General features: G+C 41.5%; 22 protein-coding genes. 18 read left to right on the top strand and 4 right to left on the bottom strand.

What is annotated here, in order from left to right:
- The first annotated feature begins 19 nt into the window (after positions 1 to 19).
- The 3 genes from BMY80_RS02245 to BMY80_RS02235 all read left to right on the top strand — a co-directional run bounded on the left by BMY80_RS02245 (position 20) and on the right by BMY80_RS02235 (position 1,762).
- On the top strand, positions 20 to 808 hold the full coding sequence (locus BMY80_RS02245; protein ID WP_093140584.1) for a 1-acylglycerol-3-phosphate O-acyltransferase: 789 nt from the start codon (positions 20 to 22) through the stop codon (positions 806 to 808).
- A 68-nt stretch (positions 809 to 876) separates the two neighbouring features.
- On the top strand, positions 877 to 1,452 hold the full coding sequence (locus BMY80_RS02240; RefSeq protein WP_051621937.1) for a YggT family protein: 576 nt from the start codon (positions 877 to 879) through the stop codon (positions 1,450 to 1,452).
- A gap of 10 nt (positions 1,453 to 1,462) precedes the next feature.
- Positions 1,463 to 1,762 carry a DUF167 domain-containing protein gene (locus BMY80_RS02235; RefSeq protein WP_093140582.1) on the top strand — a complete coding sequence of 100 codons (300 nt, stop codon included), beginning with the start codon at positions 1,463 to 1,465 and terminating at the stop codon, positions 1,760 to 1,762.
- A 74-nt stretch (positions 1,763 to 1,836) separates the two neighbouring features.
- Here BMY80_RS02235 and proC read toward each other — a convergent pair whose 3' ends face one another.
- Together proC and BMY80_RS02225 are read right to left on the bottom strand one after the other, a co-directional pair.
- Positions 1,837 to 2,661 carry a pyrroline-5-carboxylate reductase gene (gene proC / locus BMY80_RS02230; protein ID WP_093140580.1) on the bottom strand — a complete coding sequence of 275 codons (825 nt, stop codon included), beginning with the start codon at positions 2,659 to 2,661 and terminating at the stop codon, positions 1,837 to 1,839.
- A gap of 107 nt (positions 2,662 to 2,768) precedes the next feature.
- Entirely contained in the window at positions 2,769 to 3,485 is a 717-nt protein-coding gene (locus BMY80_RS02225; RefSeq protein ID WP_093140578.1) for a YggS family pyridoxal phosphate-dependent enzyme, read from the bottom strand.
- A gap of 105 nt (positions 3,486 to 3,590) precedes the next feature.
- Here BMY80_RS02225 and BMY80_RS02220 point away from each other — a divergent pair, with 105 nt between their 5' ends.
- From BMY80_RS02220 to BMY80_RS02200, 5 genes are all read left to right on the top strand, one after another.
- Complete coding sequence (locus BMY80_RS02220; RefSeq protein ID WP_031579671.1) at positions 3,591 to 4,664, top strand: type IV pilus twitching motility protein PilT; 1,074 nt, start codon at positions 3,591 to 3,593, stop codon at positions 4,662 to 4,664.
- Between the two features lie 14 nt (positions 4,665 to 4,678).
- A complete protein-coding gene (locus tag BMY80_RS02215) occupies positions 4,679 to 5,803 on the top strand; it encodes a PilT/PilU family type 4a pilus ATPase (protein WP_093140577.1) in 1,125 nt (374 codons plus the stop codon).
- A gap of 182 nt (positions 5,804 to 5,985) precedes the next feature.
- A complete protein-coding gene (locus BMY80_RS02210; RefSeq protein ID WP_031579669.1) occupies positions 5,986 to 6,168 on the top strand; it encodes a 4Fe-4S binding protein in 183 nt (60 codons plus the stop codon).
- A gap of 112 nt (positions 6,169 to 6,280) precedes the next feature.
- Positions 6,281 to 7,246, top strand: a complete 966-nt coding sequence (locus tag BMY80_RS02205; protein ID WP_093140575.1) for a FecCD family ABC transporter permease — start codon at positions 6,281 to 6,283, stop codon at positions 7,244 to 7,246.
- Positions 7,247 to 7,251: 5 nt separating this feature from the next.
- Positions 7,252 to 8,010: an ABC transporter ATP-binding protein gene (locus BMY80_RS02200; RefSeq protein WP_093140572.1), complete on the top strand. Its 759-nt coding sequence runs from the start codon at positions 7,252 to 7,254 to the stop codon at positions 8,008 to 8,010.
- Positions 8,011 to 8,109: 99 nt separating this feature from the next.
- Here BMY80_RS02200 and nadB read toward each other — a convergent pair whose 3' ends face one another.
- Positions 8,110 to 9,735, bottom strand: coding sequence for an L-aspartate oxidase (nadB, locus tag BMY80_RS02195; RefSeq protein ID WP_093140570.1), 1,626 nt, complete (start codon positions 9,733 to 9,735; stop codon positions 8,110 to 8,112).
- A 418-nt stretch (positions 9,736 to 10,153) separates the two neighbouring features.
- Here nadB and rpoE point away from each other — a divergent pair, with 418 nt between their 5' ends.
- From rpoE to recO, 9 genes are all read left to right on the top strand, one after another.
- Positions 10,154 to 10,738, top strand: coding sequence for an RNA polymerase sigma factor RpoE (rpoE, locus tag BMY80_RS02190; RefSeq protein WP_093140568.1), 585 nt, complete (start codon positions 10,154 to 10,156; stop codon positions 10,736 to 10,738).
- A 9-nt stretch (positions 10,739 to 10,747) separates the two neighbouring features.
- Positions 10,748 to 11,437 carry an RseA family anti-sigma factor gene (locus BMY80_RS02185; RefSeq protein ID WP_093140566.1) on the top strand — a complete coding sequence of 230 codons (690 nt, stop codon included), beginning with the start codon at positions 10,748 to 10,750 and terminating at the stop codon, positions 11,435 to 11,437.
- Between the two features lie 3 nt (positions 11,438 to 11,440).
- Positions 11,441 to 12,469 (top strand): MucB/RseB C-terminal domain-containing protein, encoded by a 1,029-nt coding sequence (locus tag BMY80_RS02180; protein ID WP_143066432.1) that lies wholly within the window; start codon positions 11,441 to 11,443, stop codon positions 12,467 to 12,469.
- Positions 12,469 to 12,972, top strand: coding sequence for a SoxR reducing system RseC family protein (locus BMY80_RS02175; protein ID WP_093140562.1), 504 nt, complete (start codon positions 12,469 to 12,471; stop codon positions 12,970 to 12,972). Before BMY80_RS02180 ends, BMY80_RS02175 begins: the two co-directional genes overlap by 1 nt.
- A 180-nt stretch (positions 12,973 to 13,152) precedes the next feature.
- Positions 13,153 to 14,952 (top strand): translation elongation factor 4, encoded by a 1,800-nt coding sequence (gene lepA, locus BMY80_RS02170; RefSeq protein ID WP_093140560.1) that lies wholly within the window; start codon positions 13,153 to 13,155, stop codon positions 14,950 to 14,952.
- 12 nt (positions 14,953 to 14,964) lie between these two features.
- Entirely contained in the window at positions 14,965 to 15,846 is an 882-nt protein-coding gene (lepB, locus tag BMY80_RS02165) for a signal peptidase I (RefSeq protein ID WP_093140558.1), read from the top strand.
- A 1-nt stretch (position 15,847) separates the two neighbouring features.
- Complete coding sequence (gene rnc / locus BMY80_RS02160; RefSeq protein ID WP_051621930.1) at positions 15,848 to 16,564, top strand: ribonuclease III; 717 nt, start codon at positions 15,848 to 15,850, stop codon at positions 16,562 to 16,564.
- Between the two features lie 4 nt (positions 16,565 to 16,568).
- On the top strand, positions 16,569 to 17,504 hold the full coding sequence (gene era / locus BMY80_RS02155; protein ID WP_245730021.1) for a GTPase Era: 936 nt from the start codon (positions 16,569 to 16,571) through the stop codon (positions 17,502 to 17,504).
- 49 nt (positions 17,505 to 17,553) lie between these two features.
- Positions 17,554 to 18,315, top strand: a complete 762-nt coding sequence (gene recO / locus BMY80_RS02150; protein ID WP_177178474.1) for a DNA repair protein RecO — start codon at positions 17,554 to 17,556, stop codon at positions 18,313 to 18,315.
- Between the two features lie 124 nt (positions 18,316 to 18,439).
- Here recO and BMY80_RS02145 read toward each other — a convergent pair whose 3' ends face one another.
- On the bottom strand, positions 18,440 to 21,643 hold the full coding sequence (locus BMY80_RS02145; RefSeq protein WP_177178473.1) for an ATP-binding protein: 3,204 nt from the start codon (positions 21,641 to 21,643) through the stop codon (positions 18,440 to 18,442).
- A 405-nt stretch (positions 21,644 to 22,048) separates the two neighbouring features.
- On the opposite strand from BMY80_RS02145, the gene rlmD reads away from it, so the two are divergent.
- Positions 22,049 to 23,419: a 23S rRNA (uracil(1939)-C(5))-methyltransferase RlmD gene (gene rlmD / locus BMY80_RS02140; protein WP_093140554.1), complete on the top strand. Its 1,371-nt coding sequence runs from the start codon at positions 22,049 to 22,051 to the stop codon at positions 23,417 to 23,419.
- Positions 23,420 to 23,472: the final 53 nt, after the last annotated feature.

The raw sequence follows: 23,472 nt of genomic DNA, 5'->3' as shown, positions 1-23,472 counted from the left end.
TTAAATACAGGAAAAAAAGATGATATTAGTATTTCGTGTTATTTTGCTAATTATACTTGCACTTTTATGGCTGATTTTCGGTCTGACGGTATGTATATTCAGACCGTTTCATAAGGGAAATATCTACTGCCTGACTCAGATGTTAAGATGCGGAAGATGGGCAATTGGTATCAAGGTAGATAGCAGAATAGATCCTAAGGCTATAAGAGAAAACATGCCTGCTGTTCTGGTAGGCAATCATCAGTATAACTGGGATATTATTGTAATGGCTGATATTCCTCAGCCAGGAACAGCCTGTATAGGTAAGAAGAGCTTGATGTGGGCTCCTATTTTCGGACTGCTGTTTTTCCTTACAGGTAATATCTTTATTGAAAGAGACAAGTCCTCAAAGGCAGGTAATGAAATTCTGAAGATTGTTGATATCATTAAAAGAAAGAAAAAATCGATCTGGATTTTCCCTGAAGGTCACAGATCAAAGGGGAAGGGCGTTCAGCCGTTTAAAAATGGGGCTGTGAATATTGCTAATCAGGCAGGAATAAAGATTCTTCCTTTCGCGATTTCTTCTTATAAGATAGATTTAAACAGATGGGATAACGGTACTGTAATAGTAAGTGCCTTACCTCCGGTATCTGTTGATAATCTTGATAGAAAAGGCCTTAAAATGGCTACCCGTCAGCTTCGTGAATCCATCAGTGCGAGTATTGCTGAAATGGACAGGGAAAATGGCTTTAAGCGTGATGTTTCCGATGAGCCGGAAAGTATAGCAGCTGAAAAAGAAAATGAAGCCGAGTCTTCAGAAAATAAATAAGCTTTCGTGAATGTACGCAAGACCTGTCATGATATCATACATGACAGGTGAAATTTATAAGGAAAATTATGCTTACTCTACTGTTCAACTTTCCTGTTCAATTTCTGATGTATATTCCAGGAATGATTTTTTTTCTACGTTTTCTTATGCAGTATGCAAGGTGTGATTTTTATCATCCGGTAAGCCAGTTTGTCTATAAGGTTACAGCTCCATTTTTAAAGGTGTTCCGGAATCTCTGTTTCGATAATATCAATGTTGCTGCCCTGCTGAACATGGTTTTGATTCCCTTTATAATTTTCACTTTATTTTCTTTGCAGGGAGTTCAGGACGGATTTTCCTCCGTTTCATTAAAGGATTTTGCTGTACTGTTTGCAATAAACATTGTATTTGTTGTATGGACAGTTATAGAAATATTGCTTATTCTGCTGATTGTTACGGCTGTTCTCAGCTGGATTCCTTCAGCAAGAGGAATCAATATTTACCTTCTGACTCTGTTAAAGCCTGTTACGGGATTTTTTGATAAATACATTCCAAGTATAGGGTATATTTCACTGTCTTTTCTGGTTGTGTTTTTACTTCTGCAGTTCATTGATAGTACGATAATGCCGAGATTTTTGTTTTTCGTTATAGGTTTGGCAAAATAGGAGCTGGTAAGTGGAGCCTCTTGTTGTAAAAGACGGAAGAATAATAATTAACGTTACCGTTGTGCCCAAATCCAGCAGAGATTCAATTGTTGGAATTCTGGGGGATACTGTAAAGGTAGCGGTGACTGCGCCTCCCGTTGATGGAAAAGCCAACGCCTATGTCTGCAAATTCCTTGCAGGTGAGTTTAAAACCGCAAAAAGCAATGTATCTATCCTGAAAGGTGAAACGAGTAAACATAAAACAATTGAAATCAAGGATTTCAGAAATGTCCCTGCTTTATTAAAGGTTTATGTGGATAAATCAGAGTAGTTTCTGACAGAAGGAATATGGAAAAGCATTCGGAAGATAAAAGAAGCCGAATGCTTTTTTTATACTATTTAGGATTAGAACTGCTTTGACATCTCTTCAGCTCTCTTTTTGCAGGCATCAAGAGCTCTGGAAACAATGTCATTCAGATTGCTTTCATTGAATACCTTCAAGGCTTCGTAAGTAGTACCGCCCTTTGATGTTACGGCCTCTCTTAATTGGGCAATGGATTTGTCCTGATTGTTGATAACCATCTGTGCAGAACCAAGAATAACCTGTTCCAGCATGGATCTTGCGTCTTTTTCTGAAAAACCGTATTCTGCTGCCTTGTTCGCCATGCATTCAAGGAAAAGGAAGAAGTATGCAGGAGCGCTTCCTGAAAGGGATGTAATATTGTCGATACCTTCTTCTGAGTCAACCCATACTGTTTTGCCACAGCATCCCAAAAGATCTTCTGCAAATTTTTTATCTGCTTCAGATGCGCCGGCTGCAGGGAAAAGACCGGCCATGCCAAGGCCAATGAGGGCAGGAGTGTTCGGCATAACGCGAACAATACGGGTTAAGCCCGGAACAAGTTCAGCAATACGTCCGGTGGTTACGCCGGCCATAATTGATATCAGCAGCTTTTTGCTGAAGTCAATGCCTGATGAAGCAAACTGTGTGAGTACATCATGCATCATCTGAGGTTTAACAGCCATAACAACTATTTCGGCATTTTTAACCGCTTCCACATTGTCGGTTAAACCGTTTATGCCGAAAGTCTGCTTCAGGGTATTAATTTCTTCTGCAAAAGGAGTAGAAACAGTTACTTTTTCCTTCGGATAACCTGCATTAAGGATTCCCTTAATCAGACTTTTACCCATATTACCGCCACCAATAAATGTGATGTTCTGGTGCTGCATTTTGTATATTCCTTAGATAGATTGTTCTATCGGTAAATAGTTGAATAACATAATTCTTTATACATAAATATGATGAAATGATTACCATCCTTTCGGAGTTTCTGGGGTTAGGCACCCGCAGGTGAATTATGATATTCCCTGGCTCCAAAAATTGCCGTTCCAATGCGGATTTCAGTACTTCCGCATGCTATGGCTTCTTCCATATCTCCTGTCATTCCCATAGACAGAACGTCAATGTTCTGATCCAGAGCTTTCATTTCGTTGAATTTCTTCTGCAGTTTTTTAAACTGTGCGGTGATTTCGTCAGTCTCGGTGGTGTTTTCGGCAACTCCCATGAGTCCGATAAGTTTCAGGTTGTCAGTGGATCTGACGTATTCCGCAATTTCATCTATTTCTTCAAAGTCACATCCTGATTTCTGAGGTTCGCAGCTGATGTTGACCTGAATGAGAACTTTTAACGGAGAAAGTTCTTTCGGTCTCTGTTCGCTCAATCTTTTTGCAATTTTCAGGCGGTCTAAACTTTCGACAACATCAAAATTCTCTGCTATAATTTTGGTCTTGTTTGACTGTATCGGACCAATGAAATGCCAAACAATGTCTGAGTAGCCCAATGACCTGATTTCGTTGATTTTCAACTCTGCTTCCTTGGCATACGATTCCCCGAATGCTCTCTGTCCTGCATTGTAGGCTTCAATTATTTGATCTACCGGTTTTGTTTTGCTTACTGCAAGTAGTTGAATATCTTTTGCTTTTCGGTGAGTCAGGTTCGCAAATTTGAGAATTAAATCTTGTACATTGATAAGGTTTTCTTGTATTGTACTCATAATAGTTTTATACTCAGATGTTAACATTGTATTAATAAATTAGATTATTAATATTAAATTATATTGCATTTGCATAGCACAAAGTCTTCAGAAGAGAGATTTCACATGGATATTTTAGATTTATTGCATTATGGTGTAAAGAATAATGCATCAGATTTACATCTGTCTGCCGGTGTGCCGCCAATGATTCGTGTTGATGGCGACATGCGTAAGCTTAAGGTTACTGATAACGCAACACTTGAAGTTACAGATATGCCTCCATTAGATGTGTCAACCATTCATAACCTTGTATACGATATTATGAATGACTTTCAGCGTAAGGAGTTCGAAGAGACTTTGGAATGTGACTTCTCTTTTGAAGTAAAAGGATTGGCACGTTTCCGTGTGAATGTATTCAATCAGAACCGCGGTATGGCTGTAGTATTCCGTACCATTCCTTCAAAGGTTCTTACTCTTGAAGAACTTCATTGCCCTGACGTATTTAAGAAGATCGCCAGTTATCCGAGAGGTCTGGTTCTCGTAACCGGTCCTACAGGTTCTGGTAAGTCAACAACTCTGGCTGCGATGGTGGACTATGTAAACGAAACTCAGCACAGCCATATTCTTACTATCGAAGATCCTATCGAATTCGTTCATCAGAACAAGAACTGTCTGGTAAACCAGCGTGAAGTTCACCGTGATACCCAGTCATTCAGTAATGCGTTGCGTTCAGCACTCCGTGAAGACCCTGATATCATTCTGGTAGGTGAATTGCGAGACCTTGAAACCATTCGTTTGGCACTGACTGCCGCAGAAACCGGTCACCTTGTATTCGGTACCCTGCACACAAACTCCGCAGCAAAGACCATCGACCGTATCATCGACGTGTTCCCTGGTGCAGAAAAGGATATGGTGCGTTCAATGCTGTCAGAATCTCTCAGAGCCGTAATTTCACAGACTCTGATGAAGAAGAACGGTGGCGGCCGAGTAGCTGCTCATGAAATTATGATTGGTATTCCTTCAATCAGAAACCTGATTCGTGAAGATAAGATTGCTCAGATGTACTCCATGATTCAGACCGGTGCTCAGCATGGTATGAAGACTTTGGATGCCGACCTTAAGTCTCTTGTTTCCAGAGGTATCATCAGCGTTGCGGAAGCAAGATCAAAGGCTAAGGATCCAAATTCCATTGTTGGTTAATTGAGGTAAGAATAATGGCACATAATCAACCTTTAAAAATAGACAGATATCTACAGTTCATGAATGAAAACAAGGCTTCTGACCTTTTCTTAACAGTTGACCTTGAACCTGCAGTTAAGCTTGACGGTCACCTTACACCTATTGAACCTGGCAAGCTGACTTATGATCAGGTACTTGAATTTGTGCAGGAAACTCTGATTGAACGTCCTGACTTACAGGAACAGTATGTTAACGAAAGGGAAGCAAACTTCGCTATATATCGTCCTGAACTCGGTCGTTACCGTGTAAGCTGTTTCTGGCAGCTTAATAATCCAGGTGTGGTATTCCGTCGAATCGTTGAAAGAATTCCGACAACCGAAGAACTTCATCTTCCTCCATCATTCACCAAGTGGGTAATGGAAGACCGTGGTCTGTTACTGTTCGTGGGTGCTACCGGTGCAGGTAAGTCAACAACCCAGGCTGCAATGATTGGTCACCGTAACATGAATTCTGACGGTCACATTCTTACTATCGAAGACCCTATCGAATATGTTCACCACCATCAGCGTTCTCTGATTACTCAGCGTGAAGTAGGTACAGATACCATAAGCTTTGATGCTGCACTTAAATCAGCACTGCGTCAGGCACCTGACGTAATTCTGATCGGTGAAATTCGTTCAAGGGAAACCATGGAATTCGCATTGAGCTTTGCAGAAACCGGTCATTTGGTATTGGCAACACTCCACGCTAACAACGCAAACCAGGCTATTGACCGTATTATGCACCTTGTTCCTGAAAACAATCAGCGTCAGATGCTGTTCGACCTTTCAGTAAACCTGAAGGCTATTATCGCCCAGCAGCTTATTGAAACTACCACCGGGGGTCGTCGTGCTGCATTCGATATTCTGGTTAATACTCCTACAGTTTCCGACTGTCTGCAGAAGAATGAACTTTACAAGCTGAAGGAAATCATGCTCAAGTCTCCTGATGAAGGTATGACTACCTTCGATAAGAGTCTGTTTGAACTCTATCAGCAGGGTGTTATCAGTTATCATAATGCTCTCCACTTCGCCGATTCAGAAAACGAAGTTCGTCTGATGATTAAATTGGCTGAAGGTGTTAAGGGCTCTGACGAAATGTCAAATATTGTATTTGAATAGTAGTCGGATTTACTGATACATACAGTGAAATAAGAGAGGCATCCGTTTATAATGGGTGCCTCCGTTGTATCTGTAACTAAAAATGTATATTTACTTGATTTTTTCACAGTAAATAAATATATTTGGACATGCTAGAAACTGGATAATAAATAATAATAAATTGATTTGGTAGGAGAAGAACAATGTTTAAGATTGACGCTGAAAAGTGTACAGATTGTCAGAGCTGTGTGGAGGTATGTCCATGCGGTGCGATTCACGAAGATGAAAACAGTGAAACCTGTGTTATTGATTTTGAGCTCTGTGCTGAATGCGGGGCCTGTCAGGCTGAGTGCCCGTTTGAAGCAATTGAAGAAGTAGACGAATAATCAGTAAGTTCATCTTCCCTTATAAAAATGTCGCATATTCACTGTGCGACATTTTTTTTGTTTCTGAATATGTAATATGATAGAGGTATGATGTTTATTTACCGGTTACCAAATGTACAAGTATTTCTCTCTAATTATTGTTTTCATCGTTGTATTTATTCTGTCTCTGAATTTCGGTGGCAGTGATTTGACCATTGTTGATGTGTGGAACAACAGTGAATTACAGGAAGTGTTCTGGGATATCAGACTTCCAAGAGTTCTCAATGCCGTTCTGATTGGATGCATGCTTTCCGTCTCGGGAGTTGCTTTTCAGGCTGTATTTCAGAACCCTCTGGTATCTCCTGATTTACTGGGGGCATCCAGCGGAGCTGCAATGGGAACTCTTCTTTTACTTATATGCGGTGTTACCGGTATCTGGCTTCCTGTGGGAGCATTATTCTCAGGAGGAGTCGTTACCGTAATCTGTGTAATGCTTGCCTGGCTGATAAACAGAAGAGGAAAATTCAATCAGCTTGTATTGATTTTAACTGGTATTCTGCTGTCATCCATGATTGTATCATTTATTAATATCCTGCATTATTTTATGCCGGATGAGGGGACTCTTCTGGGAGTAACCAGTTTTCTCATGGGATCGCTCAATGGTTTAGGGTATCATGATCTGATGCTTCAGGGAATTTTTGGAATACCTGCCATTGTTATGCTGTTTGTTTTTGCATCCAGACTCAATCTGCTTGTTCTTCCGGTAGATATTCTTGAGATTCAGGGAATTAATACCAGAATTCTTTTTGTTTTCGTACTCCTGCTTGCGTCTATGGCTGCATGCACAACCGTGGCAATAGCCGGAATAATAGGGTGGGTATCTCTGATTATTCCCAATCTGGCAAGAATGTGGGTTGGTGGAGATCATCGTACACTGTTACCTTTCAGTGCTCTTATGGGGGCTGACTTTGTACTGCTGGCTGATCTTTTATCAAGAACAATTACTGAAGTGGAAATTCCCATCGGTATTCTCATAGGAATTATCGGTGCGCCTTTATTTTTGGTGATTATGGCCAAAAATATAAAGTGGGAGGCGTGATTCTAATGAATATAGCTGTTGAAAACATTCTTACTTTAAATAATGTCAGGGCTGATTTTACCATGCATTCCGGCCGAATATACGTGATTCTAGGGAGTAACGGATGCGGAAAAACCACCCTGTTAAAAACTGTAATAGGTCTTCTTCCATTGCGTGATGGGCATGTTTTGGCTGATGGCCGGGATTTTTTCAAACTGTCACGAAGGGAGGTTAGCAGAATTTTTGCTTTTGTCCCTCAGTTCTTTAATGTTTCCCTGCCTCTTCCTGTCCTGGAGGTTGTGTCAATGGGGGCAGTAAATTCAGTGAACCCTTTTGTATCAGTAAAATCCCAATATACTGATGCTCTTAACATACTTGATGAATGCGGTATAGGTCATTTGGCTGATAGAATGATTACCCAGCTGAGCGGCGGAGAACTGGCAATGGTTAATCTGGCTAGAGCAGTAATGCAGAATTCTGAATTTATAATGCTTGATGAGGTTGATGCCAGTCTGGATTTAAAGAGGAAAAGGGATTATTACAATTTTATAAAAAAAATGGCGGTGGAGAAAGGTAAGGGAGTAGCAGTAATTACTCATTCACCTGATTTTTTGTTTTCCATAAGGGGAGATGATGAGGTACTGGCTGTTTCCCAGGATGGAAGATTTCATCATGAGAAAGTAAGGAATGTGACGGAGGAGTTTCTGAGCGGGATTTACGGAGTGCCATTGAAGTTTATCAGCAGTGACTCTGGCAAGGGGCTTACTCTTGGGGAAAATATCTGATTGCCATTCCATAATTAAAAATAACAAAAAAATTACCGGATTAATATCCGGTAATTTTTAACTTGTTACCTGTTTGGAAAAAACTTTTTCTCTGTATTCTTACTCATTGGTGTAAGGTGACAGAATAGTAGGTTTATAAACTTCAGGCTTGTTAGGATGATCCACGTTATAGTGCAGACCTACCGAATCTTTTCTCTTCATGGCGCAACGGACAATAAGTTCGGCAACTTGAAGAAGATTGCGTAATTCTAGCAGATTGCTGGAAACTCGGAAGTTTGAATAGAATTCATTTACTTCATCCTTGAGCAGTTTAATTCTGTGCATTGCTCGTTCAAGACGTTTATCGGTTCTTACGATGCCAACGTAGTCCCACATTGTCAGACGGAGTTCATGCCAGTTATGCTGGATGATAACTTCTTCATCCGCATCGGTAACCTGGCTTTCATCCCATGCAGGTATTGCAGGAGGATCGATTGCAAGAGGCAGTCTTCCCAAAATGTCCTTGGCTGCTGCCTGACCATAGACTACGCATTCAAGCAGGGAGTTTGAGGCGAGTCTGTTTGCTCCATGAAGACCTGTATAAGAAACCTCTCCAACAGCATAAAGACATTCAATATCAGTTCTGCCGCGACGGTCAACCATTACGCCACCGCAGGTAAAATGAGCTGCAGGAACGATAGGTATTGGTTCCTTGATCATGTCAATTCCTGCCTTAAGGCATCTTTCATAGATGGTAGGGAAATGTTTACGGATGAAATCAGGTGTCTTGTGGCTGATGTCAAGATACATGCATTCAACACCAAGCTTTTTCATTTCATGGTCGATCGCTCTGGCTACTATATCACGTGGAGCCAGTTCAGCTCTTTCATCGTAATCAGGCATGAATCTGGTGCCGTTAGGTCTTTTTAATAAGGCTCCTTCTCCCCTGAGAGCTTCTGTCAGAAGGAAGTTTCTGTCCTTCTGGTTATAGAGTGTGGTAGGGTGGAACTGATTGAATTCCATGTTTGCCACGCGACATCCGGCGCGCCAGGCGATTGCAATGCCGTCACCGGAGCTTACTTCAGGGTTGCATGTATACTGATATACCTTTGAAGCTCCTCCTGTGCAGAGTGCTACAAACTTCGCCTTTACGGTTTCAACCTTGCTGGTTTCAGTATTGAAAACATAAGCACCAACAACGCGGTTACCTGCGAGTTCGAGTTTTCTTGTGGTAATAAGGTCAATTGCATTGTGATGATCAAGCAGAGTGATGTTAGGGTGTTCCAGAACTCTGTTGTTCAGAGTTTCCTGAATGGTATGACCTGTGTGGTCTGCTGCATGGAAAATTCTGCGGTGTGAATGTCCGCCTTCACGGTGAAGGTGATATGGGGATTGTTCATCGGAAACCGCTTCTTCCTTCTGATCGAACGGTACCCCCTGTTCAATCAGCCAGGCTATGCTGTCGTGCGCGTTGCGAAGAGTGAATTCCACAGCTTCAGGATCACAGAGTCCACCTCCCGCAATTTTGGTGTCTTCAATATGTTCTTCAACTGAATCGTTGTCATCAGCAGTGTTGAATACACCGGCAATACCGCCCTGGGCGTAGTTAGTTGAGCCGGCGCTTAAACCGGATTTTGATAATACTATGACCTTGGCTTTGGATGCCAGACAAAGTGCCAAAGAAAGACCTGCAGCGCCGCTGCCTATAACCAGGACGTCACAATTATGTTCCACGTTATTACTCATATTTGTATCTTCTCTCAGCCCGGGTTCATCTGACTTTATTACGCTGAAAGGATAAAAAGTCAGGAATCCAAGGTATGTACATTACGTATTGTTAACTGACGAATCATATTTTATCACACAATGGAAGGATATTTATTTTGGATTTACACCAGTTGGACATGTGTCGGCAGTTTGATTAAATATATTCGGAAGCAGTACGGAACCCGAAGACTGAAAGGTCGAATATTATAGATTTATCTTTCGAAGTTAAGGTAAGGATAATATTTAAAAAAACGGATATTTGTATGTTAAAATGGGATCCCGAACGCAATTAATACTGTTGTTTGCCATTGGTGTAAACAGCATATGAACTTTTGAGAAATACCTCTGTCTTACATTATGTGCATGATAGGGAGTAGTTACAGGAATAACTGTTTAAATGAGTGAACAAGAAGCTGATCTGCAGCTTGTAAGATTGGTACAGCAGGGAAAGAAGCAGGCATTCGATATGCTTGTAAAAAAATACCAGTATAAGGTGATTGGTATAGCCCAGAGATATGTATCTAATCCCGATGATGCACAGGATATCGCCCAGGAGGCCTTCATAAAGACCTACAGGGCATTGGCTGATTTCAGGGGAGAAAGCGCCTTTTATACCTGGTTGTACAGAATAACGGTTAATACAGCCATGAATTATGTTACAAGCAGCGCAAATAAAGTGAAATCGGTTGATGTGGATATGCCTGAAATAGAATCTTATGATGGTTCTGAAAGACTGCATGACATTGCAAATCCTGAAAACATCATGGAAGGTGAGGACGCAAAGCGTCTTATAAAGAAAGCGCTGGATTCTCTTTCTGATGATCTCAGGCAGGCTATATGTCTGAGGGAAATAGAAGAAATGTCCTATGAAGATATTGCGGTTGTCATGAATTGCCCTGTGGGAACAGTGAGATCCCGAATTTTCAGAGCCAGAGAAATAATTGATAAATATCTTTCTGAAAAAGCTGAAGTTAACGGCTGAGGTATTCTTATGAGCGTTATGGAAAACAAATTCGAATTACTTTCTGCGTATCTTGATGGAGAGTCTTTATCTGACGAACAACTCCTTGAGCTGATGTCTGATGAAGAGTGTATGTCCAAATGGGAGGATTATACCCGTCAGAGAGCTGCAGTCAGAGATGAATTGCCTAATGGCATTAATATGGATGAATTCAGTTCCCGTATGTCCGAAAAGCTCAATGCGGAACCTCAGTATATCAGCATCAGACCTCATGATGACAAGCAGGTCGTCGGCGAGGCGGTTAATGACGAATTGCCTGAAGCTCAGCATAGCAGCGGCATGACCAATGACTTCTGGAGTTCTCTTGGCAGGATTGCAGTAGCTGCAGCGGTAGCCTGTGTATGTGTTTTCGGCGTACAGAGAATGCCTTTCGTTCACAATTCGGATTTTAACGATGATTCCGTGTTCAATTCCGGTATGAGTATTGAACCTGTAAGCAATACCGTGGTTTCCGGTGAGCAGAATCTGAAATTGGATATAGGGACTAATGAACAGCCTATGAACGGGGTTGAAGCGAACAACGTATTGGTGAGTGCTGACAGTAAGAACAGCGAACAGGTGGAAAAATACAAGACTAAGAAGCTTGAAGAAATGAACACCATAGAAGCGCTCCTTAATGATCACGACTCTGCCAGAAGAAATATAGTTCAGGACAGATAACAGGTGAGATTTAAAAAAGCAAGATTATTCATGGCAGTACTGTCTTTGGCGGTATTGCCTTTTTCTGATTTATGGGCAGATGACAGATTTAACCAGAATCTGAATGCCGAACGTCGTTTAAACGAGATGCAGCAGGCTTTCAGAAGCTCTAATTTTGAACTGTATTTTGTAAAACAGACCATGGCAGCTTCCGAGCCTGTTTCTTTTTCCCATGGCGTTATAGACGGTCGCCAGTACAGTCACTGGCTATATCTTAACGGAATGCCAATGGGGTATTTCTCGGCTGAGGGAATAATGGCTTATTTCAGAGCTGGAAGTCAGCCGGAAATCATAAATAACGGTAAACACCCTTTTTTGTTAGGCAGATTCAATACTGTTTCCACAGACAGAATTCTTAAGAATTATGTTCCGGTAGTTACCGGCAGAAACAGAATTGCCGGAAGGGATGTCTTTATGGTTCGTCTGTCTCCTAAAAAGAATGACCGGTATGGTTATGTGCTGTATGTTGATGAAATAACCAATATTCTGCTTCAGATAGATGTTGTTAATCCTCTTGACGGTTCTCTGATGGAATCATACCTGGCAACTCATTTCATATATACTGAAAGTCCGAACAGAATTATTCAGAATATCAATGAAGCGTATCTAAAGGAATCAGCTCAGTCTTTTGAACAGTCAGGAACCGCGATAGAAGATGGTGTTGCCGTAACGGATAAAGATTCTGAACATAAGAACAGTTTGAACTGGGAACCTGCTTATATACCGAGCGGATTTGAAATGGTTCAGAGTGAAAAATACTCAATGCCGGGATCGGAAACAGATGTTGAACATCTTTTGTTTACAGACGGAATAACCGATTTTTCCGTATACCGGATACAGGCTCTTGAAGGCAGTGATTTTCCTGTGGTTAAACAGGGAACGACAAATCTTCTCAGATACAAAGCTCCTCCATATGAGATTGTGGTCGTGGGGGATATACTGATGGATACGGAAGATAAAATTGCCAAATCATACAGTGAAATCAAAAAATAATGACAAATACAAAAAACGCATATCTTGAACGTCTTGCCGTTGTTGTTTCCAAAAATGAGGCCAATAACACAGTGGTTTGCGAATACGGAGTTAACGGTCTTTGCGGAAGCTGTTCAGAAAAAACGGATGACTGTGCTCCAGAGATTTTTTCTTCAGAACAGAAAACAATGGTTTTTACTTTGAAAAATACCTGTAATGCAGAGATAAGACAGGTAGTCAGAGTTGGGGTTCCTGCAAAATCTCTTCTGCTGAGTTCGTTTATTTCCTATGCCGTGCCGTTGTTCTTCATGATTGCCTGTGCGGGGCTGACTTTCAGTTTCACCTCGGGAAATGCTCAGGCTGACGTATTTGCCGCGCTGGGGGCAGTTGCGGGGCTGGGCTTTGGTTTTTCTGTGGCAATGATTCTTGCCAAAATTCTGAAGAGAACAATCTGGAATCCGAGAATGCTCGGAGTGCTGCCTGTTAAACCGGAATGCAAGAACACAACAAAAGTAAAAAATTAGAGTATAATGCTGTATTGATTTAACTATAAAATAATAATTTCAGCTCCGGCGTTAAGTAATAAACGATTTTCTGACATGTTGTTGGATTTATTATCTGTGATTTATTCGGTTTTCTCAATAAAGACAGGAGCTGACAGACGCGGATTAATTTGGTAGAGATTACAGGCTCCCTAACGAAGAATGATAAAGAATAATATTAGAAACTTTTCAATTATTGCTCATATTGATCATGGTAAGTCCACCTTGTCAGATCGCCTTATTCAGCTTTGCGGCGGATTGACAGAAAGAGAAATGCAGGAACAGGTTCTGGACTCCATGGATATTGAACGTGAAAGAGGTATTACCATCAAGGCACGTTCCGTAACACTGAATTATAAGGCCAAAAACGGAGAAGTATACGAGCTGAATTTTATTGATACTCCCGGCCATGTGGACTTTTCCTATGAAGTGTCTCGTTCTCTTGCAGCATGTGAAGGTGCTCTTCTGGTTGTTGATGCAGGACAGGGTGTGGAAGCTCAGACACTGGCTAACTGCTATCAGGCAATAGATCTTAATCTGGAAGTACTGCCTGTACTGAATAAAATTGATTTGCCAGCCGCGGATCCTGATCGTGTGGCAGCGGAAATTGAAGACATCGTCGGTATTGATTCTTCCGATGCCGTAAGATGTTCTGCAAAGACAGGTGTCGGTGTTGATGAAATTCTTGAACAGATTGTTGAGAAGATTCCGGCTCCTGACGGAGATCCTGATGGAAAGCTTGAGGCACTTATTATCGACTCATGGTTTGATGATTATCTCGGTGTTGTTTCTCTTGTCCGTATCAAGAACGGGCATCTGAAGAAGGGTGATAAGATAAAGGTCATGAGTACCGGAGTTTCATGGGGGGTTGACAGACTTGGTGTGTTTACTCCAAAGCTCGAAGATCGTACTGAACTTTGCTGCGGTGAGGTCGGCTGGGTAGTATGCGGTATTAAGACCATTCATGGTGCGCCTGTAGGTGATACCCTGACAAATGCCAAGGACGGTGCGCTTGAGCCGTTACCGGGGTTTAAGAAGGTAAAGCCTCAGGTTTATGCTGGCATGTTCCCTATTTCAACAGATGATTATGATGCATTCAGAGAAGCTCTGGATAAACTTTCCCTGAATGATGCTTCTCTTTTCTTTGAGCCTGAAAACTCAACAGCTCTCGGTTTCGGTTTCCGTTGCGGGTTTCTCGGAATGCTTCACATGGAAATCATTCAGGAAAGACTGGAAAGAGAATATAATCTGGATCTTATAACCACTGCTCCGACAGTAGTATATGAAATAGAACTTACCAATGGAGAGGTGATCAAAATAGACTCTCCTGCCGCTCTTCCTCCTGTAAGTAACATAGCTGAAATCAGAGAACCTATAGCTGAATGTAACATTCTTACTCCAAATGAGTACATAGGGAATGTAATGCAGCTCTGTCAGGAAAAACGCGGTATTCAGACCAACATGGTTTATCATGGAAATCAGGTTGCGTTAACCTATGAGATTCCAATGGCTGAAGTAGTGCTTGATTTCTTCGACAGATTAAAGTCAACTTCCCGCGGTTATGCTTCTCTGGATTACAGTTTCAAGAGATTCCAGCCAGCCAAGATGGTTAGACTTGATATTCTTATCAGTCAGGAAAGGGTAGATGCTCTGGCAATCATTACTCACAAGGACAATGCCGTAAGCAAGGGCAGACTCTTGGTGGAAAAAATGAAGGAACTGATACCGCGCCAAATGTTTGATATAGCCATTCAGGCGGCAATCGGCAGTCAGATTGTGGCCAGAAGTACGGTTAAGGCTTTACGTAAGGACGTGCTTGCAAAGTGCTATGGCGGTGATATTACCAGAAAGCGCAAACTTCTTGAAAAACAGAAAGAAGGTAAGAAGAGAATGAAAGCCTTGGGTAAAGTTCAGGTTCCTCAGGAAGCCTTCCTCGCAGTGTTGCAGGTCGGCAGTGAATAAGGGGTTTCAAGAGTGAATACTATTACTCTTATTTTATATGTAGCAACAGGTCTTACGGCGGTATTCTGGTTCCTGGACCTGCTTATTTTCAAACCAAAGCGTAAAGTTGCTTTGAAACAGGCGGAAATTTCTCACAGTATTCCGTTAACCCGTAAGGAAAAAGAGGCTATTATGAATTCAGATGGCCTGCTTAGTTCCATTGCAAGCTGTTTCCCGGTGCTTTTTGTTGTGCTGGTTGTTCGGTCTTTTGCCTATGAACCGTTCAGAATTCCTTCCGCATCAATGATGCCTACGCTTCTTCGCGGTGATTTCGTGATTGTCGAAAAATTCAGATACGGTCTGCGTAATCCGATAACCAATAATGTCTGGATTAATACTTCATCTCCGAAAAGAGGTGACATTGTTGTTTTTAAATATCCCGAAAAGCCTGAGATTGATTATATTAAACGTATAATCGGTCTTCCCGGTGATGCAATCATGTTTAAAGGCGGTGAACTTTTTATTAAGCCGAACGGAGAGTCTGAATATAAGCATATTACTTATGTTCAGGATCCTGACAGTCTTCAGGTGTGGAATAAAAGAAATCCTGAGCATCTGAGTGAATATGGTATGACCGGTACCGAAAATCTTCTTGGTTATGAGCATAAAATCATGCACGATAAAACATCCAGACCTCCGGAAATGTTTTTTGTTCAGGGAAACAGACCATATGGTGAATGGGTTGTACCTGAAGGACATTATTTCGCTATGGGTGACAACCGTGAAAATTCCCGTGACAGCCGCTTCTGGGGATTTGTGCCTGATAAGAATCTTGTTGGCAGGGCTGTTGGCATCTGGTTCAGCGGAACCATGGATGCCGGTATAAGAATCGATAGATTGGGAGGCCTGGAATAAATTGGCTAGTACAAAAGATCTTAAGGAAAGATATTTTAGACTTGAAAAATCACTGGGTTATGAATACAGGGAACTTGGTTTTTTGGAAAATGCTCTGACACATAGAAGTGCCGGTCTGATACATAATGAAAGAGTTGAGTTTCTCGGTGATTCAATTTTGGGTTTCGTGATTGCGGATAAACTGTTCGAACAGTTTCCGAATGTGCAGGAAGGTGATTTAACCAGAATGCGCTCCACTCTTGTCAAGGAATCAACTCTGGCGGAAATAGCCCGTGAGTTCAAGTTAAGTGATTACCTGATTATGGGCCCAGGAGAGCTGAAAAGCGGCGGTTATCGTCGTGATTCAGTACTGGCTGATGCTGTAGAATCCATTATTGCTTCCATATATCTTGACTGCGGTCGCAACATTGAAGTAATAAGAGCGTTAATCCTTACCTGGTTTGAAGGACGTCTGAAGGTTATTCATCCGGGAAATGATCAGAAAGATCCAAAGACACAGCTGCAGGAATTCCTGCAGGCAAGACATCAGCCTTTGCCTATTTATACAGTGACTGAAATAAGCGGTGAGGATCATGACCAGAGCTTTACGGTAAGGCTGACTTTTGAAAACAATCCTAATGAAGCGTATATCGGATATGGTACAAGCCGTCGTAAAGCCGAGCAGAATGCTGCCTCAAAAGCTTTACAGGTAATTTATTCAAAAAATACTAAGAGGTAATCCTTTGAATTCTGATTTTGATTTGGATGAAGTTGTTTCATCAGACACTCATTGCGGTTTTGTGGCTATTGTAGGCAGACCAAATGTAGGTAAGTCTACGCTGCTTAACAAGATACTGGGACAGAAGGTAAGTATTACTTCAAGAAAACCTCAGACAACCAGACATCGTATTGTCGGAATAGACACAGAAGGTTTATATCAGACCATTTATGTTGATACTCCGGGATTACACAAAGAAGAAAAGAGAGCGATCAACCGTTTAATGAACAGAGCAGCTGAAAGCTCTATTGGTGACGTGGAACTGATCTTTTTTGTAGTTGACTGTGCCCGCTGGAACCAGGATGACGAAATGGTTCTTGAAAAAATCAAGCAGGTTAACATTCCGACAGTGCTTGTTATAAATAAGATTGATGCCGTTCAGAATAAGAATGAACTGCTTCCTGTAATGGAAAAGCTTTCAGGAAGACTTAATTTTAAGGATGTGATTCCTGTTTCAGCAAAACAGGGAACAAATGTGGAAACTTTAAAGGAACTGGCAAGAGAATCACTGCCTGCCTGTGAATTCTGTTTCCCTGACGATTATATAACTGACAGATCAAGTCGTTTTATGGCTGCCGAAATCATCCGTGAGAAGCTGATGCGTTATACCGGTGATGAGCTTCCATACAGCGTGACTGTTGAAATTGAAGATTATAAGATTCAGCCAAACGGTACTGTTAAAATCAATGCACTCATTCTTGTTGAGCGAGAAGGCCAGAAGAAAATGATTATTGGTGCAGGTGGTGAAAAACTGAAGACTATCGGTACTGAAGCCAGAAAGGATCTTGAAAACATGCTGGAATCAAAGGTATTCCTGCAGATGTGGGTCAAGGTTAAATCCGGCTGGGCTGATGATGAAAGAGCTCTGAGATCTCTTGGATATATGGATTTCATGGAATAAATCCATAGCGATTTAAGGTTTCTCAAGCCGGAAAGCACGGATAGATAAATTGTATACAAGTAATCGTGGTCGTGAGACTGTATGCTTTGTGATAAGAGCTGTTCCCTATAAGGAGAGCTCTCTCATTATCGATGCGTTAAGCATGGATATGGGGCGCATTTCGTTTGTGGCCAAAGGGGCCAGAAATCTTAAGAGTAATTTAAAGTCAATGCTTCAGCTGTTTACTCCTCTGAAAGTAACATTGAGAGGCTTGAACAACGGTCTGAAGACACTGGTTGACTGCAGTCCGGCAGGCAAGCAGATAACATATCTGCCACCGACACTGTTTTCTGCTCTGTACGTCAATGAACTGGTATATTTCCTGTATCGTATTGAAGACGACAGCACGGGGGTGTTCTCGGCGTATGTTGAAGCTCTGGATAATATGCTGGATGAACGTCGTGTCGAGATGACTCTCAGAAATTTTGAGCTTACTCTGCTTGAAGAACTTGGTGTAGGCGTTGATTTCTACCATGAGGCTGACAGTGAACAATTAATCAGACCTCATACATGGTATTTCTACAGAATGCATCATGGTTTTGTTCCGGTAAGTCAGGAGATGATCAGCTCAAATATAAATATCGAGGATGTATATAGGGGAAGTGATCTGCTTGAAATACTGGAAAGACATTTTACTTCGTCTTCACTAAAGGCTGCCAAAAGAATATGTCGCAAGAATATTCAGTATTTACTTAACGGCAGAGAGATTATGAGTCGTAAGCTTTACATCGATTATCTTGAGTCCACTGACAGTCATCATTATGGAAAGTAGATAAAGGTTCTGTCTTTATTTGTAATGTTATACGGCAAGCCCTCGGTTATGGTAAATAATCGAGGGCTTTAGCTGTATCATACGCAGTGATTTATTTCTTTGACGGAACTTTTGCTTCTTTGAGCTACTGTAGCCATTTTTGGCCGTTTTTCTTTATATTGTCAATAAAATCTTCAAGTTCAAGAAGTTCCGGTTCGATATCATCAATCGTATCCCCCCGCTTAAGGGCTAGCTCAATGGTGTTGCACAGTTCTTTCACCTTTGGCATGCCGCAGTATACTGCTCCACCGGCAAATTTATGAATTACCGGTGCCAGAACAGACCCCTCGCCGTTTTTAAGTGACTGATAGTCCTTTTCAAACTTTGGAATACTGTCAAGGAATCCCTGAAGCATTTCTATAGCCAGTTCTTTTTTGTTCGCGGCTCTGGTCAGTGCTTCAGAGACTGTCCAAAGGGCGTTACTCTGTATCACGGGGATGGATTGATTATTCTGCTGAACAGTTTTGTCTGCCTGTTTATTCTGTGCAGATCCAGTCTGATTCTTAATAGGGAGCTTGGCGGCATTTGGATTCTTTATGCCTACAGTTGCGGTCCCGGTATTTTTCTTTCCGGTTAGTGGAACAGGCTTTATCTGCGGTGCAACAGTTGCAGATTTTACTTTAGTATCAGTGATATCAGATTTCCCCGTTTTAGACTCAATAGTTTTGGAATTCTGATTATCCTTTACTTCGGAACTGCTCTGCTTAGTTTCGTTCTTAACCAGCTTAATCTTTTTGCTCTTATGCTGCTGATTTCCTGCCTGCTCTTCTTCTGATGCCTTAGAGTTAGGTTTTGGCCCGGCAACTGCAGGTGCGGCTTTACAGAATTTATGAACCATTTTTTTCAGCAGTTCTTCATCAAGAGGTTTTGACAGGTAGTCTGCCATGCCTTCGCGAATGAATCGTTCCTGCTCTTCCTTTACTACCAGAGCTGTTACGGCAACTATAGGAGTATTTTTGTTGTTTACGCCTTTCTTGATTGTCTTCATGGCAGTAACGCCATCCATTATAGGCATCTGTATATCCATGAATATCAGATCAAATTCAGTATGCAGACACTGTTCGATGGCATCATGTCCGTCTGAAGCTGTGTATACGTCCGTAACCAGATCCTTTAACAGAGCTTTGATAAGAGAAAGGTTTATAGGATTATCATCTACGGCGAGTACGGAAGCCGGAATCAGATTGGTGTTGACGGTTTCATCAGTTGTGTCTGATTCGGCAGTCTGAGTATTTTTTCCCTTATGTGAGACGTCAGTACTTTCTGCGGTTGAGGTCTGTACTTTTGTCATGTCAGGATGTTCTGTTCGGTTAATATTTTCCTGTTCTGACATAATCAGATTCTGGAGAATCTTTTCTGTTGTAACAGGTTTAACAAGAACAGAAACCTTTGGTGACATATCGAGAAGCTCTCTGTGAACCTTTTCATCCATAGTGTTTACGGCAACGATAACCTTCTTGACTTTGGACAAATCGAGAGAGTTGAAGGTTGTGAGCATTCTGTTGAATTCGAAATTACTTGGCTGGCCCACAACTATGTAATCAGGACTGTCTGCTGAGGCCAGAGCATTAATTGCACCGGTTGTTGAGACGGCAAATACATCCATTTCAAGTTCCTGAAGAATGCTCTTGATAGAGTCTCGTACCCAGGTGTTGTTTTCAATTACTACTACTCTGTTGTGAATTAGGGCTCTCTGTTCAGGTGTCTTGATGTTGAGAACCGGTGATATTCCCTTGTTAAGTATGATATTGAAATTGAAGGTTGTACCCTGTCCAGGTTCGGAGGTAAGAGAGATTTTACCGCCCATCTGTTCAATCAGGTGACTGGTAATGATAAGTCCCAGACCGGTACCGCCGTAGCGACGGGAAATCGAAGAATCTGCCTGTGTAAACGGTTTGAAAAGTGTACTCTGCTTTTCTGGATCAATACCGATACCTGTATCCTGAACGGATATTGCAAGATTGATTTTTGTGATAGGAACACTGGAACTTTCCATTTTGGAAATTTTCAAAGCTACGTTACCATTTTTGGTAAACTTAATGGCGTTACCGAGAAGGTTGGTTAAAATCTGACCTACGCGGATAGGGTCGCCGATAACATAGTCATGAACATCAGGATCTATGTTAACGGTAAGCTCGATACCTTTCTGGTAAACTGTCGGAGTCAGCAGATTAACAGTTTCGTTACAGGCTTTACGCAGGGAGAAAGGTATTTCCTCAAAACTGAGTTTGCCGGCTTCCAGTTTGGAAAAGTCCAGAATATTGTTAACAATTGACAGCAGGTTCTTGGCACTTCTTTCAATGGTCTGCAGGTATTCTGACTGGTTGTTTCTGAGAGGCGTCTTATAAAGCTGCTGCGCGAACCCTATAATACCGTTAAGAGGGGTACGCAACTCATGCGACATGTTGGCAAGGAATTCTGATTTGATTTTGGATGCTTCATTAGCCTGATTAAGAGCTGAGTCAAGTTCCTTGTTCTGTTCATCAAGCAGGTCCAGAGTCTGTCTTAAGTCATTGGTGGCTTCGTCAACACTGTACTGCATCTGGTTATGGTATTCAGACATGCTGTCAGCCATGGAATTGATGTATGTACGGAGTCGTTCGAGTTCGCCGTACATGATTCCGTTAACCTTGGTATTAACATTACCTTCACGTATTTCATAAATGGTCGTAGTCAGTCTGTTAATAGGGTCGACTATGATTCTGTTCAGATTAATTCCGAATAAGAGACTGAAAATTATTCCGAGGCCGAGAACAACAAGAGCTACGGTTGCGCTGGAGTACATGTCGATAACAGTCTGCTGGGTGATAAGGTAGATGCATACATAACCTGCAATCGGACGGGGGTAGTTAATCTTGCTGTTCGTGAAACTGAGCTGCTCTTCCTCTCCTTCGTAAGGAGACTTGGTTTTGTCAATGAACAGCTTGAGCATATCGGCTTCATTGTAAGTATATATCGGCATACGCATAATGATGCCGCTTTCAGTATATTCAACGCTTGCAGATTCGTAAATGTACTGATTTTTCAGAGGATCAAGGCGGAACTGATTGATTTCCGGAGCGGAACTTGAAGTGACAAGCATGTTGTTGTCATGATCGAAAACGGATATGGCCAGAATATCGCGAGAATTTTGACGATGAAATTCATTAATCAGTCCCTGAGCCAGAATTTCATCGCTCTGAGACATGGCGTAACTTAGACTGGTTGCCAGGGGACTGAGAATTTCCTGTCCGTGATCAATAAGCTTGTTATTTAGCCTGGTATAGTTACTGAACAGAAAATATGTCATCGTGGCTAAGCCGACAATCAGTAAAGGCAGAATTGAGTATATTAAAATTCTTGTGCGCAGACCATGCCGATTCATTTGAGCCTCTTACTCGTTAATGATAAAAGAATCGAAAAAGTATATAATATTCACCAGTTTCTTATTTTAGCAACTTTAAAGATTCTAAACTATAATATGGGCGATCTTTTAAGCCCAAATATGTCTCAGATTAGAAATTTAACTACTGCTTCTCCATGGGATTAAGCCGGGCAGATATTAATTGCAGCGGAAGTGAAGCCGCTGTGTGCCAGAGATAAAGCTTAAAGATTACAGTACCTCAAGGCATTTTGTGTTACAAAGTGTCTGTTTGAGATTGTGAATAAATTTTCAGTTGCCGTTCATTGTTAAACATTATAGATAGAGTTGGGTATGGTTAAGTTTTTTAAACCTCAGAAAAAAGAAGTTTCAGCCAAGCATTTTGCCTTAAATATAATTGATGCGGATATCTCCGGACGTGGGGTGGCAAGAGACGGTAACGGAGTGACATGGTTTGTTCCTGGGGCTCTTCCGGGAGAAGAGGTCGTGGTAAGAGCTGTTTCTGTGAAAAAGAACAACATTGGTGAAGCTGAGCTTATCAGTGTAAAAAAAAGAAGTGAACAGAGAATTTCCCCAAAGTGTCAGTTTTCAGGTTGCGGTGGCTGTTCTCTTCAGCATATATCGGTTGAACTTGAAAAGAAGTTTAAAGCTGATGGTGTACTTCGTCTGATGAAAAAGAATCTCGGAATTGATCCGGGGGTACCATGTGAGGTGGTTTCCGGAGCGGAGTTTTTCTACAGACGTACATCAAGACTGTCAGTAACAGGGGACAGAAAAGAGATTCATATCGGGTTTAGAGAAGAAAAAGGCAAGAATCTTGTTGAGATAGATTCATGCTGTGTGCTGCATCCTGAATTATCCGAGCTGATTCCTTCGATTCGTAAGATAATCAATCAGATTTCAAATTTCAAGCTTATTGGACATGTTGAACTTGTAAAGGCTGACAATATCGTAGCAGTTCTTTTCAGATGCATTAACAATCTGGAAGCTTCAGATCTTAAAACTCTGTTTAATTTCGGTAATGAACATGGGGTTGCCGTTTATATTCAGACCCGTCATGAAAAGGGAAAGGAAGATCTGGAAGATTGGGAAGAGCTTGATCTGCTTAATGAAGATGTTCTGAATGGTGAAAAAGGCCTGTATTATACCATTGATGGCAAAAAAATCTATTTTGTGCCTGGTGATTTTATTCAGGTGAATGATGAAATAAATAAACTGATGGTTGCCAGAGTAATGGATTATTTAGATTTGAATGATAAGGACAGACTGCTTGACCTTTTCTGCGGACTGGGTAATTTTACTCTGCCTGTTGCTTCCAGATGTGAACATGTTTATGGCATTGAAGGTGTGTGGAATATGGTTAAGGAAGCACAGCTTAATGCCGAATATAATGATATTCACAATGCAGAGTTTTTTGTTCATGACCTTACTGATGACTTTGAAAAAACACTGTGGGCAAAGAGTGTATTTAACAAAGTACTTCTTGATCCGGGGCGTTCAGGTGCAGAGAAAGTTGTTGGTTATTTAATGAAAAAGAAGCCTGACACGGTGGTTTATGTTTCCTGTAATCCTCTTACAATGACTCGAGATATTCGTGTGGCTTTGGCAAATGGTTATAAAATCATTAAGTGGAGTGTCTTTGACATGTTCCCAAAAACAGAACACGTCGAGACGGTTGTACTGCTGTCACGTGATAAAGCCTAAAGAAACCCAGTATTCATGCGGTTTCGGCGATATCGATTAAAATTTACACAGTG

Origin of the sequence: Ruminobacter amylophilus, from assembly GCF_900115655.1 — a bacterium.
Lineage (GTDB): Bacteria > Pseudomonadota > Gammaproteobacteria > Enterobacterales > Succinivibrionaceae > Ruminobacter > Ruminobacter amylophilus.
The sequence above is the reverse complement of the archived record's forward strand: the minus strand, read 5'-3'. Positions and strand labels throughout refer to the sequence as shown.

What these genes read in the sequence shown, in the direction of transcription:
- BMY80_RS02225 (WP_093140578.1), bottom strand. Translation starts at nt 3,485, where the DNA reads ATGAGTACAATACAAGAAAACCTTATCAATGTACAAGATTTAATTCTC.
- BMY80_RS02210 (WP_031579669.1), top strand. Translation starts at nt 5,986, where the DNA reads ATGTTTAAGATTGACGCTGAAAAGTGTACAGATTGTCAGAGCTGTGTG.
- BMY80_RS02205 (WP_093140575.1), top strand. Translation starts at nt 6,281, where the DNA reads ATGTACAAGTATTTCTCTCTAATTATTGTTTTCATCGTTGTATTTATT.
- lepA (WP_093140560.1), top strand. Translation starts at nt 13,153, where the DNA reads ATGATAAAGAATAATATTAGAAACTTTTCAATTATTGCTCATATTGAT.
- rlmD (WP_093140554.1), top strand. Translation starts at nt 22,049, where the DNA reads ATGGTTAAGTTTTTTAAACCTCAGAAAAAAGAAGTTTCAGCCAAGCAT.
- BMY80_RS02175 (WP_093140562.1), top strand. Translation starts at nt 12,469, where the DNA reads ATGACAAATACAAAAAACGCATATCTTGAACGTCTTGCCGTTGTTGTT.
- BMY80_RS02215 (WP_093140577.1), top strand. Translation starts at nt 4,679, where the DNA reads ATGGCACATAATCAACCTTTAAAAATAGACAGATATCTACAGTTCATG.
- nadB (WP_093140570.1), bottom strand. Translation starts at nt 9,735, where the DNA reads ATGAGTAATAACGTGGAACATAATTGTGACGTCCTGGTTATAGGCAGC.
- BMY80_RS02220 (WP_031579671.1), top strand. Translation starts at nt 3,591, where the DNA reads ATGGATATTTTAGATTTATTGCATTATGGTGTAAAGAATAATGCATCA.
- BMY80_RS02245 (WP_093140584.1), top strand. Translation starts at nt 20, where the DNA reads ATGATATTAGTATTTCGTGTTATTTTGCTAATTATACTTGCACTTTTA.
- BMY80_RS02240 (WP_051621937.1), top strand. Translation starts at nt 877, where the DNA reads ATGCTTACTCTACTGTTCAACTTTCCTGTTCAATTTCTGATGTATATT.
- rpoE (WP_093140568.1), top strand. Translation starts at nt 10,154, where the DNA reads ATGAGTGAACAAGAAGCTGATCTGCAGCTTGTAAGATTGGTACAGCAG.
- BMY80_RS02200 (WP_093140572.1), top strand. Translation starts at nt 7,252, where the DNA reads ATGAATATAGCTGTTGAAAACATTCTTACTTTAAATAATGTCAGGGCT.
- BMY80_RS02145 (WP_177178473.1), bottom strand. Translation starts at nt 21,643, where the DNA reads ATGACATATTTTCTGTTCAGTAACTATACCAGGCTAAATAACAAGCTT.
- proC (WP_093140580.1), bottom strand. Translation starts at nt 2,661, where the DNA reads ATGCAGCACCAGAACATCACATTTATTGGTGGCGGTAATATGGGTAAA.
- BMY80_RS02185 (WP_093140566.1), top strand. Translation starts at nt 10,748, where the DNA reads ATGAGCGTTATGGAAAACAAATTCGAATTACTTTCTGCGTATCTTGAT.